General features: G+C 40.1%; 7 protein-coding genes. All 7 read right to left on the bottom strand.

Annotated features, from left to right (window positions below):
- Positions 1–20: 20 nt before the first annotated feature.
- The 7 genes from AN34_RS19635 to AN34_RS19605 all read right to left on the bottom strand — a co-directional run bounded on the left by AN34_RS19635 (position 21) and on the right by AN34_RS19605 (position 12,118).
- Positions 21–2,786 (bottom strand): glycosyl hydrolase, encoded by a 2,766-nt coding sequence (locus AN34_RS19635; RefSeq protein ID WP_051666735.1) that lies wholly within the window; start codon positions 2,784–2,786, stop codon positions 21–23.
- A 10-nt stretch (positions 2,787–2,796) separates the two neighbouring features.
- Positions 2,797–3,105 (bottom strand): L-rhamnose mutarotase, encoded by a 309-nt coding sequence (gene rhaM / locus AN34_RS19630; RefSeq protein WP_029288451.1) that lies wholly within the window; start codon positions 3,103–3,105, stop codon positions 2,797–2,799.
- 164 nt (positions 3,106–3,269) lie between these two features.
- Positions 3,270–4,397, bottom strand: coding sequence for a glycoside hydrolase family 88 protein (locus AN34_RS19625; protein ID WP_029288449.1), 1,128 nt, complete (start codon positions 4,395–4,397; stop codon positions 3,270–3,272).
- A gap of 107 nt (positions 4,398–4,504) precedes the next feature.
- Positions 4,505–7,411, bottom strand: coding sequence for a sugar-binding domain-containing protein (locus AN34_RS19620; RefSeq protein WP_029288447.1), 2,907 nt, complete (start codon positions 7,409–7,411; stop codon positions 4,505–4,507).
- A gap of 1,212 nt (positions 7,412–8,623) precedes the next feature.
- Positions 8,624–9,418, bottom strand: a complete 795-nt coding sequence (locus AN34_RS19615; protein ID WP_029288445.1) for a rhamnogalacturonan acetylesterase — start codon at positions 9,416–9,418, stop codon at positions 8,624–8,626.
- Positions 9,419–9,457: 39 nt separating this feature from the next.
- On the bottom strand, positions 9,458–10,225 hold the full coding sequence (locus tag AN34_RS19610; RefSeq protein WP_029288442.1) for a rhamnogalacturonan acetylesterase: 768 nt from the start codon (positions 10,223–10,225) through the stop codon (positions 9,458–9,460).
- 45 nt (positions 10,226–10,270) lie between these two features.
- Positions 10,271–12,118, bottom strand: a complete 1,848-nt coding sequence (locus tag AN34_RS19605) for a rhamnogalacturonan lyase (RefSeq protein ID WP_029288440.1) — start codon at positions 12,116–12,118, stop codon at positions 10,271–10,273.
- Positions 12,119–12,127: the final 9 nt, after the last annotated feature.

Here is a 12,127-nt window from a genome sequence, read left to right as displayed (position 1 = left end):
TTTAAAGATAATTTGTTAATTTAGTTATACGGCGTAATTAACACCGGGCCGATCAATCCGGATGGCATTACAGACCAGTTCGAAGCATCAAAGGGTTTATAATCAATATTTACAAAATTGATTTCATGATAATTTCGCCATGGAATTTTCCTGATATCCATATCCCGGATGCGGTTGGCCATCAGGTTAACCACCTCTATTTTGATGGTATTAGTTCCTGGCTTTAAATACTTGCTAATACGGGCTTCAAATGGGATGCTCCACAAAATCCCCACTTCTTTTCCATTGATCCATACTTTTGCACTTTCATCTACCTGACCAAGGCTAAGCAAATATTCTTTTGCGGTTTTTGTAGGTAAAGTGAAATGGCTGGTATACAAACCTGTTCCGGAGAAAGCCTTAAGTTTTGGATCTTTTAAATCTGTCCACGAGATTAATTTATCCAGTTGCTGATCAGCTGGAAGCACTGGTCCACCCGCTGTAAAATGCAATGTCCATGGCTGGGTAATGGAAATAGGTTTAGCCGCTTGGTTAAGATACTTCCATACTCCATTTTGGATAGGTTTATTTAGCACATTCAGGAAAAGTGCTTGTCCTGATTTAATTTGTACCCTAACCTGATTTTCTTTCATCGCCCCCAAACCTATTGCTCCGTTTTGCGGATCCATGATCACCACTTTTCCCTTAGCATTAATGGTTAAATAAGTATCGATATCTTTCGCTGTATGGTTTACCAGGTAGTAATAAGTGTCGCCGTTATTTTTTCGCCTGATAAATTCCAGCCCCACACCTGTAAGTTTTTCGCGGTTAATATGGCGCTGAGTAAGTGCCTGCTGTATATCACTGGCTAAAATGATTTCTCCATTTCCAGTTTTAAAACTTGAAAGGCCATTGGCATCTGGCTGAAAGGCTAAACCGGCTAGTACCGATTTCAGTTTCGCCCTCCTCTTCTCCAGATCATTTAAACCGGGAACATCTTTTGGCAGTTGCTGAAAAATAACCGTTGCGCCTTTGCTTGCCAACGCTACAATATGATTCAAGGTTTCTAAACTCATCAGTTTACTTTCCGGAATAATAAGTACTTTGTATGATGATGCATTTTCTGATGTCTGTAGTAAATGATCATTAACCTTCGCACGGCTTAATACCCGATCAGAAGTAAAATCGTATGCATAACCTGACTTTGATAAATCTTTTGCCAGTTTATAAAATGCCGTAGGATGTAACCACTCATCTACATCATGTACTTTCAGTGGCATATCCAAGCCTTTTGCTTTATTCCATACATCATAAATTGGCCAGTAAATTAGCAGTTCGTTATCGGGTTTTCCTGATTGCAGTATGGATTGACAACGGGCAATGTATTGATTAAGTCCATTGGCATGCGGCCATAAGCTGTTATTGGGATTCATTTCAACGGAGGCATAAAATAACCATCCCGGCCAGGCGATATCCTTTAGAGAGTTAGTAGTGCCATGATAAAAAATATGATTAATACCCGATAAAAACAGCTGCTCAGCCTCCGGTTTACACTGTGAATAAGCGGTTTTAAAATGCTCGGTTAGCCAGGTAAAAGTTTCTGAAGACACCAGTGTTTTTCCATTGGTATGGGCTGCAGAAGAAGCAAACTTACTCATAATCGGGTCTGGATCTACATTTCTGATATCGGCAGTGTCTCGGCGCAAACCGGGAATATCAAAGGCACTGGAACCAAAGGTCTCCGTTTCCGGGATATCTACCGCTCCATAAAGATCGAGCAGATTACCCGGTGAACCATGCGATTGATTTTTTGTCTTTGATTTTAAGCCATGCGCCCAGTTGGTCCAGTTTTTAGTAAAGTTATTCAGCAGCAGCTCATCCATTGTTTCCCGGTAGTCTGATTTTAAACGGGCAATGTTTTCATCCGTACTGTCCTGGCTTGCAAGGTCTCTGAGGTGCATTTCAAGCTCGTAACCCCTGTTCTTTTTAAATTCATTGAAAAAAGTCGGTGTCCAGGTAGCGCCATAAACTTCATAGCTATCATTAAAAAAAGACCTGATGCCTTGTGGTTGGTCATTAAAAGCATCAGTAAACCGCTTCAAATATACATCAACAGATTTTTGATCCAGATGATCGAGTGTAAAACCTTCTCCTCCCGGAGCCGCACGCTTGACTAATTGCCTTGTTTTTCCAGAAAAAGCAGCATAAATATTCCACACTCCTGATTTAGGCGACCAAGACAGAGTACCATCTTTTTGAAGTAAAGGAAGAAGGTTTTCAACTACCCCATTTGGACCATAAGCCGTTAAGCCCTGCAAAGTAGCAAAATCCTGCTTTGCTTCTTTCACCTTTATGGGTTCAGACAATTGCTCACCAGCCTTCAGTTTATAATCCTGAATGATCAGTTTGGTCGCTGCATATTCTGGTTTAATTTGCGGCCCTCCAAATGGCCATCCGGTTCCTGTATTCATATCCACACCCATCCCTAAAGCATTTGCTTTTTTTACCGTGTAATGCAGGGCATTCATCCAGGCGGGTGAAAGGAATTGCAGATATTGTTTTTCGAAGCCAACAGCGCCGTAGATGGGCGTTACTTCTACCCCACCTAAACCAGCAGTGGCATATTTTTGTAAAATGTCATCGAGGTTCTGGTCATCAACGGCATTGCCCATCCACCACCACCTGGTCCATGGTTTCATTTGGTTTTCTACCTTAGGCCAGCCCACCATTTTTTTTGCAGGCAATTGTGCTTCTACACTGCTTAAGAAAGCTATGCAAACTAAAATAGAAGCAATAAATCTTTTCATTTTATCAGACTTAGTCAAGATGAAATACCAGTGTTAAGGGTTGTGATATAGGAGATTGATCTGGATTTGTTTCCATGATATCGGCCATATAGGCCCACCATTTCTGAACGATAGCCGTGCTTCCAAGATCCTGAGATGAATTTCCGTTCTGTTGCTGTACTGCGAATAAAGTACTGGTTTCTTCATCTAAAAAGATGGAATAATCACTTACTCCGTTTTCTTTTAATAATGCAGACAGCTCAGGCCAGATTTCATCATGTCGCTTTTTATATTCTACTTCGAAACCTGGTTTGAGTTTCATTTTAAAGGCGGTTTTCATTTTTTTCTTTTAAATTTTAACTTCGTCATGGTGAGGTATGGTTCACCAAAATTCACTACTAATTGCTTTCTGCAATCTCAACAGCCTGTATTTCATCGCTTGCAGATTCTTCACTGCGTTCTGAATAACAACAGCACTATGAATGACCAGAAGCAATAGAAGCGTTATTTCTTTAATTTGTAGACTTCTGTTCCTGCTAACAAAAAGCAGCCTAAGCCATAATCTTCAAAATCAGGTGTATGAGTGAAGTTCACTGGTTGTCCATCTTTTGGTTCCTTTCCTGTTCCTTGCACATATCCTAAAACCCCGTTTGAATGTACGGCGTCTTTCGCCATGGCATTCCACGCTTTTATAATCACAGGCAGATAAGTTGCTTGATCTAAAATACCCTGATTTACACCCCAAGCCATGCCATAAACAAATAAAGCTGTGCCAGATGTTTCCTTGCCGCCAAAATGGTTTGGATCATGTAAACTTACGTTCCAGAAACCATCGGCACGTTGCAAAGGCACCAAAGCTTTAATCATTTCATGGTAGGTTTTTAAATACTCCTCATAGCCAATTGCATTTTTAGGCATCGTTTCCATCACCCGTACCAAGGCCGCAACTACCCAACCATTCCCACGTGACCAATAACAATCTGCACCATTAGGTTCTTTATAGGGAGGTACAAAATCCTTATCCCGCCACCAGAGTCCATCGTTTGCATTATACAAACCACCACCTTCAACATTTTTGCTATGGAGATACATTTTGTACATGTATTCGTAATAAACAGTGTCTTGATAAACTTTACCTAATTTGGCAAACACCGGCATGGCCATTTGTAAAGCATCGATCCAGGTCCAGTCTTTTACTTTATTGGATAAAATCATTAAGTCCATTGAGGCTTTAATATCTCTGATGCGTTCAGGCTTTTTATCAATGTTATACAAATCAATATAGGTTTGTCCGCAGGCCTGATTATCGGCGTCACGGGTTTTAACACCATCTCTCAATCCCCATTGATGTTTCTCTCCCCATTGCACAGCATAATCGTAATATGTCTGATCTGGATGAATTTGATACAAAGCCATTAAGCCTTCGTAATAAACTGCTCTCGTCCAAAGATTACTTGGCCTTTCTTTGTTGGTAATGATGGATTTTCCAGCATCAGGCCACTTGTTCATGAAATAGGCATTGGTAGATTTTAATGCCTTTAATACCTTACTTTTATTCGGGAGTTTCTGAGCAAAAAGCAATTGGGTGGATAGCCCTATTAATAAGGCAGCACAAAATATAAGTTTCTTCATGGTCATGTATTGGTTAATGTTATCAATGCAATAAAAAAAGTCTTCATACTCAATTTGGCTCCTGCCTTGAGATTGCTTCATTCCTCACAGTGACATTTTTTTGATTTTCAATTTGTGTTTGGTTTTGGTTTTAACTCGTCGGGACTATCTTTCGTAAAGGTATTGAACTGAATTTTGGATGGGCTTTGAAAGATATCTTTCACCGTTTCAAAGGCAACTTCATATCTTGGGTTAAATTTATCAGACATCATATATTGTTGCAAACTGAAATACAGTTGTTGAGCAGCAGGCTCATCTTTTAAATTGGGAGATAGGTTGGCACTGGAAACCAAAAGCTTTCCCTTGCCCACTTTCGCTTCCATCACCAGCGCTAACCTGCGGTTTAAAAACCAGGTATCAATCGGCTGGATAATTGGCCTGAAACCTGATGGAAAATCTTCGAGGTTCATCACCTGTGCTTTATTTACAATTTCCCACCATTGCATATCGCTGTGATTTTCGGTCGGGAAATTTTCAAACGCTGGATTCTTTGGATCACAAAGAATGCCCAAAGTATGTGGCGGACGCATCTTAAACCAGGAAGTGTTCCAGAAAACAGGTAAAAATGTTTGTACTACTTCCTTTCCTTTCACCACCTTCCCGGCTGCATTTAAAAATACATTTCCACCCTCATCCAGTATTTTCTTTGCCTGTTCATCCAACTGATCAGTATAGTAGAAACTGGTTTTTAACTTTAGAAGTTCTGCGGGATAAACCCAGAAATTCCAGTCATTGGCGAACTCAGTTCCATTGATAGATACTTCTAAATTTAGCTGTGTAGCTTTTTGAATCGAATTTAGAGAAAAACGAATGTCTCCAATCTGAATACAATTGCCTATGGGTAGAGATTTTTGATTAAATGTTCCTTTTTCTAAAATCACTCCTGATGCCTCTTTAATTTGCCATGAGATTTTTGCATTCGTTAACGGTGCCTTACCAAAATGAGCCACTTCAATTGTAGCATTGAGGGTTTCATTATTAGTATAAACAAATTTTGGAAGCTTAAGCAACGGAACTGTACTGTTAGAAAACCGTTTAAATTCTTTGGCCGTGATGTAACCTTTCTCATCCCAAAAAGCATCCAAAACACCAACCAGAGCAGTTCCTTGTCCGGGATAATCATTTAATGAGAGTAGCTGAAAGCCATTATAGTTTGGTGTTCTTAATGCTTTCTCTATTTCGTTTTTATAGCACAAAGCCTGCAATTTCCCTGAAGCCATTAAGAAATCTTTTGCCTGATCGGCCATATCATGATCGGCTAAATCTTCCTGAAACATTTCAAAGTTCTTTGCCCGGTACACGCCAGTATATTTTTTAATCTCCTCAAAATTTGGAAAAACACAATACTGCCCCATTTCATGTGCAACAAATGGTACAGTAAATTGCTCAATCTGTTTGACATAGGTAGAAATACTTTCTGGTTTATTGCCCCAGTCTAAACCTCTCGCACCCGCCCGAACCATGAACTCATTGTTTGGAATTACGGGCCAGCTGCCACCAACGGAAGCACCCGTGTATAAGCGACGGGAATCTTTCGCTTTCCAATAGTTATTAAATTTAGTTAAATATTCTACCTGCCTGCCACGAGGTTCATTGCCGTAAGCCATCATACAAAACGAAGCATAATTGCCATAATTTTTGCTCATTCGGTTGGTTTCATCATATATGAACTGATCGATGGGTTTTCCTTCACCAATAGATGTTCCATGATTGGCCCAGCTTGGGCCTTCGGGTTGCAAGTAAAATCCTGTTAAATCAGCAGCAATAAAAGCCGCTTCTGGCGGGCACCAGGAATGAAAACGCATGTGGTTTAGGCCATGTGCTTTCGAAATTTTAAAAATTCTTTCCCAGGCTGCGACATCCATGGATGGATAACCTGTGAGCGGAAATTCACAGTTGTTTACGGTTCCACGTAAAAATACTGGTCGACCATTGATTTCAAAACTTCTGCCCACAGCTTTAAATTCACGCATGCCAAACTGGATCTGTTTTTCATCCTTTTTGCCATCATCAGCAAGTAGAGTAGCAGTTAAACGATACAATGCCGGATCAAATTCATCCCATGTTGCAATCTTATTGCCCATTGGTAAATCAATTTCCAGCATGCCCGTTCCATTTATGAGCTGATAAGGAATTGTAACCGACTTTACCTTTAAGATATCTTTAGTGTTGAAGCTTTTGGCAGATAAGATAATCTTACCATTTGAAGCAAGCTTATTTCTGTCTCTTAGCTCGATCTTAACTTTTACCGATTTTTCCTTCAAATCTGGATAAACCTGAACATCTTCAAAATAAACCGGTGAGCCTGCCTGTAAAAACATTTTACCCACTACACCATTCCAGTTTCCCTGTGTATGATCGGTCAAGCTGTGCGAATCCTGTCCAACATTAATCGCCTTAATCCGGTTATCAATCAACAGCGTTATGGTATGTTTTCCAGGTTTTAAATTAGATGGGAGTTCAAAATTTTGTGCGACTACAAATGTATATTGTGTGCCTATTTCTACATCATCGATCCACACACGTGTTTCTGAGTGTGGATATTCCAGTGATAAAACCACTCTTTTATCTTTCCAGTTTACTGGGATTTCGATATCTTTCTGATACCAGGCGGCACCAGTATAATGCCTGGCTGGCGTAAGCCAAAATGGAATTTTGATATTTCCGGGTTTGCGGTATTTCGCCAATCGGGGATGGAAAAAGTAGGAACTATCATAAATACTTCCCGTCCATTTTGTTTTTAGGCTAATTTCATCTCCTTTAAGATTTTCGGCCATTGAACCGGGTAAAGTAATCTTTTCAGGCAAGGTTGATGAATACCATTTGGCTGGGATACCTTCATCGCTGGCATCTATTTTAAATCTCCATTCACCTTTTAATGAAATTGTTTGCGCAGAAACTTCTATTGAAAATATGGAGAGAAAGCAAATTGCTACAAAAATCCATCTGGGAAATAAAAATTTTCTTATTTGCATAATTTTAAGCGAAATAAATGCAAAAGCATTCTATATACTTGGTTAAAGCATCTATTATAAGATTAAAAATATGCTGGGGCAACCTGTAGTGTCCTGCTTTATTGAAATCAGTTGCCTAAAAACGTTACAATAAGGTTTATAGCTTCTGTAAAATATTTGCGACGGTGTGAATGTGTGTGGTTTATATTTAGACTGACGAAGTTTCCCAGCACGCCCATCTATCGGTTGGTGTCTCACCAACCGAAAAGATCATGCATATAAATTCAAGAATATTGACAGAATACTTAAGCTGGTTGGTGAGACACCAACCAGTAGGTAAGTTTCCCAGCACACTTCCTCCTACGAAACTTCGTAAGTCGAACAGCCAACTTGCGAAATTTTAAAGGCTGAGCGCAGCAGAACTTCGCCAGTTTTATATATGATTTCTATTTTAGACCAATTTATCGGTTGGTGAGACACCAACCGAAAAGATCGTGCATATAAATTCTTCAAGAATATTAACAGATACTTAAGCTGGTTGGTGAGATACCAACCAGTAGGTAAAGAAACTTCGTAAGTCGAACAGCCAACTTGCGAAGTTTTAAAGGCCTGAGCAAAGCAGAACTTCGCCAGTTTTATATATGATTTCTATTTTAGACTAATCTATCGGTTGGTGAGACACCAACCGAAAAGATCATGCGTATAAATTCAAGAATATTAACAGAATACTTAAGCTGGTTGGTGAGACACCAACCAGTAGGTAAGTAGATAACGAAACTTCGTAAGTCGAAGCGTCAACTTGCGAAGTTTCAAAGGCTGAGCGCAGCAGAACTTCGTCAGTTTTACATATGATTTCTATTTTAGACCAATCTATCGGTTAGTGTCTCACCAACCGAAAAGATCATGAATATAAATTCAAGAATATTAACAGAATACTTAAGCTGGTTGGTGAGACACCAACCAGTAGGTAAGTAGATAACGAAACTTCGTAAGTCGAAGCGTCAACTTGCGAAGTTTCAAAGGCCTGAGCGAAGCAGAACTTCGTCAGTTTTACATATGATTTCTATATTAGACCAATCTATCGGTTGGTGTCTCACTAACCGAAAAGATCATACATATAGATTTAAGAATATTAACAGAATAATCAAGCTGGGTTGGTGAGACACCAACCAGTAGGTAAGTTTTCCAGCACGCTTTCCCAAAGAAACTTCGTAAGTCGGTTAACCCACGAAATCATTTCAAATACCTTTTAAGCGGGTTTGATTTTAGCGCTCTTACGCCCTCAGCAACTAGAGATGCATTTAATTTGGCACCGGCCTCATTGGTATGTGTGTGATCTTTCTCTGTAAAATAAGCCTGCACTTGCTCGGCAGATAAGGTTGCATATTTATCCTTAATCAGCTGATTCAGAGGAATAAAACCTACATTTTCGGCTTTGGCGACTTCCTTTGCCCAGGTGGCGTATAAGTCATCCACTAAAACCACTTTTCCATCTTTTACCGGGTTGCGTGGAATGGAAGAACAAATTATTGCGGTGGCACCTTTTGCCTTAATATCATCAATAAATTTACGCATGTACCAGCCATAAGTGTAAACCACTTCCTGCTTTTTCTTGATGGGATTGTAAATTGCTTTACTTTCCATCCCGATGCCTTTAATGGTTCCTCGGGCACGGGCGGTATCGTCCAGCGGACTGCTATCATTATGTCCGAACTGCATCATCACAAAATCACCCTTTTTAATTTTTGCCAGCACAGGTGTCCACAAACCATTGGTTTGAAAAGTTCGGCTGCTTGTTCCGCCAAGGGCTTCATTTTCTACATTGATTTTATCTGTATTCAAAAAATCACTGATGAAACTTCCCCAACCCCATAATCCTCCATCACCATTTCCCTTTCCATTTTTTACAGTAGAATCACCAATCAAAAATAAAGTCGGTTTTTGCTTTGGTTTCAACAGGATGCAGGAAGCGCAAAAGATAAAGATGCTCAGTAATGTGAGGCTTAAACGGTTTGAGATTGATTTCATGAAATAATTCTTTTTTAAAAGATATAATTTTAGTGTTTTTTAGCGCAGATAGTTTTTTAGTTTACAGCCTTTTAATTGTTTAATACCTTTTACTACTGATGCTGCATTTAATCTGGCACCTTCCAGATTGGTGTGCGTATGGTCTCCAGGGAAAAAAGACTTTACCTTCTCTGGTCCCATGGCATCATATTCATCGGCCACAATCTTATTCAGATCGATAAAGAAAGCATTTTCCTGTTGTGCCACTTCTGCCGCCCATTTTCCAAAATCCTGATCAGCCCGAATGACTCTACCGTTTTTAAATTCATTTCTAGGAATCATCGAGATTACAATTGGCGTAGCACCCTTGGCTTTCGCATCCCGAACAAACTTTCTGATGTACCAACCGTAGGTGTGTACAGTTTCAACCTTTCCATCTGGCCAGGTCAGTACTTTTATTTCTTCGTCTATTCCCTTTAAAACGCCCCTTTTTCCTGCTTTGGTGGTATCTGGTATGCTGCCATCGTTATGTCCAAATTGCATGGTTACAAAATCACCGGGCTTTAGGCTTTCTAAAACTTTATCCCATCTACCTTCAGATAAATATGTTCTGGTACTTCTTCCAGCCATGGCATTGTTTTCTACTTCAATTTTAGTTGTATCAAAAAGCAAAGCAATTGGCGTTCCCCATCCCCAGGTTTCCTTATTCAAATTTCGAACAGTAGAATCGCCGATGATATGCAAAGTAGGTTTAACTGGCTTAATGAAAGCGGCTGTAACCAGCAGGAAGGCAACAGCCAGAAGGGTTTTTATTTGTGGCGACTTCATTTAATTTTAATATTATTTCAAATTATGCACTCATTGATGAGACACTTATTTTTTAGGTTCTACCAATACAATATTAGGTTTTGGCGCTTTTTTCATTCCTTTTCCAAAATAAAAACCTGTATGTGGTGGCTGGTTATAACCTACATTTTGCCAGGCAATACTCAAACGATATTGAGGATCATGCATTAAGGTATAATTTCTGTGATCGGTTGGAATGGTAGTGGTATAAATCCGGAGGCTTTGATTATCATAACACCTCAGAATAAGCTCTTCACCCCAATCACCAAGAATATCTGCACTCAATGTTGGTGTAGCCTTGGTCCCATTATTGGCGATAGCGCCGTCAGCGGTTAAAAGTCTTTTTCCATTGTATTTGTCAATATGGTTGCCATCCAAAAGTTCACGTGAAAAATCATCATCCCAATAAATTAAAAAATTTGTTGAACTTGGTTCTTCACCAATTCTATGCCCCTTTATATCGAACAAACCATTTGAACCTGACCACCACATCTGTGCACCTATGCGTGTATTGTCAATATTATCTGCCACTCCTCTACCTACATCTTCATCCTCTGATCCTTGCCATAAAATTTTACCCGTTCTGGCATCATAAAGTGCCGCCCCCGGTCCTTTCGTGCCTTCCTCAATTTCGTGCACGCCAAAAACTTCCAGACCAGGCCGTTCAGGGTCGAGATCAGAAACATGCAATGCATCCCCATGTCTCAAACCAGTGGTATATAAACCCTTGCCATTGTCATCCACGCACATGGAACCATAAATAATTTCATCTTTACCATCGCCATCTACATCAGCAACCGTTAAATTATGGTTTCCCATACCTGAATAAGGATTGCGCCCGTCTTTGGTATCAAATACCCATCGGGAGGTTAGTTTTCCATTTCGCCAATCCCACGCTGCCACTACCGTACGACCGTAATAACCACGGCACATCACCACACTTGGATGAATGCCATCCAAATAGGCAATACAGGCCGTAAACCGATCTACCCGGTTACCCGAGCTATCATTTTTTCCGTTCCCACCCCTGCCGCCCCAGGCACCGATATTTCCCCGGGAAGGAATATAGTTTGTAGTGGCTAAAGCCCGACCCGTTTTACCACTGAAAATGGTAAAAAACTCTGGCCCTTCTAATATTTTTCCATTTTCATCCCGGTAATCTTTAGTGGCATCGCCTATTACTTTTCCAGCTCCGTCAACTGTACCATCGGCAGTTTTACAGGCAAATTCTGCAATGCCATCGCCATCTAAATCATATACCATAAACTGGGTATAATGTGCCCCTTCACGAATGTTTTTACCCAGGTTAATTTCCCATAAAAAAGTACCATCTAACTTATAAGCCTGGAAAATTGGTGGATCTGTTATTCCATTTGAAGCATTATCGCGACTTCGACCTGTTTGATGCAAAATAATTTCGTATTCTCCATCGCCATCAAGGTCGCCAACCGATGCATCATTTGGTGTATAGCCCACTGGCGTTCTTAATGGTATAGTAAGGTATTGCCGAATAGGCGTATTTACAGCTAAAACAAAAGGTTTATCGGCTGCCAGTTCATGAGTATTTAGGATAGGCTTGATGAAATAGCGATTAACTTTCTTTAGATCCGCACCAACATCATAGAAACAAGTGCCTTTAGTTAAAGGCAATGCATTCAACCTTTTTTCAGCTTCGTTTCCCGTTTTCCGGTAAAGGTTAAAGGCAATATCTTCTGGCTCGGTTCCTAAAATACGCCAGCTTACAAAAACGGAATCTGCACTTTTCCGAACGGCGACAATTCCACGGCCTAATTTTTCCATCTGGCGTTGCGCAAGTGCATTTATGGTGCAGCAAAGTATGATGATTAATAAAATAAACTTTGATCTAATCTGCATAAATGCGGA

The organism is Pedobacter sp. R20-19 (assembly GCF_000708265.2).
Taxonomy (GTDB): Bacteria; Bacteroidota; Bacteroidia; order Sphingobacteriales; family Sphingobacteriaceae; genus Pedobacter.
Note: the sequence above shows the minus strand (reverse complement) of the source record. Positions and strands in the feature narration are given on the sequence as shown.

What these genes read in the sequence shown, in the direction of transcription:
- AN34_RS19635 (WP_051666735.1), bottom strand. Translation starts at nt 2,786, where the DNA reads ATGAAAAGATTTATTGCTTCTATTTTAGTTTGCATAGCTTTCTTAAGC.
- rhaM (WP_029288451.1), bottom strand. Translation starts at nt 3,105, where the DNA reads ATGAAAACCGCCTTTAAAATGAAACTCAAACCAGGTTTCGAAGTAGAA.
- AN34_RS19625 (WP_029288449.1), bottom strand. Translation starts at nt 4,397, where the DNA reads ATGAAGAAACTTATATTTTGTGCTGCCTTATTAATAGGGCTATCCACC.
- AN34_RS19620 (WP_029288447.1), bottom strand. Translation starts at nt 7,411, where the DNA reads ATGCAAATAAGAAAATTTTTATTTCCCAGATGGATTTTTGTAGCAATT.
- AN34_RS19615 (WP_029288445.1), bottom strand. Translation starts at nt 9,418, where the DNA reads ATGAAATCAATCTCAAACCGTTTAAGCCTCACATTACTGAGCATCTTT.
- AN34_RS19610 (WP_029288442.1), bottom strand. Translation starts at nt 10,225, where the DNA reads ATGAAGTCGCCACAAATAAAAACCCTTCTGGCTGTTGCCTTCCTGCTG.
- AN34_RS19605 (WP_029288440.1), bottom strand. Translation starts at nt 12,118, where the DNA reads ATGCAGATTAGATCAAAGTTTATTTTATTAATCATCATACTTTGCTGC.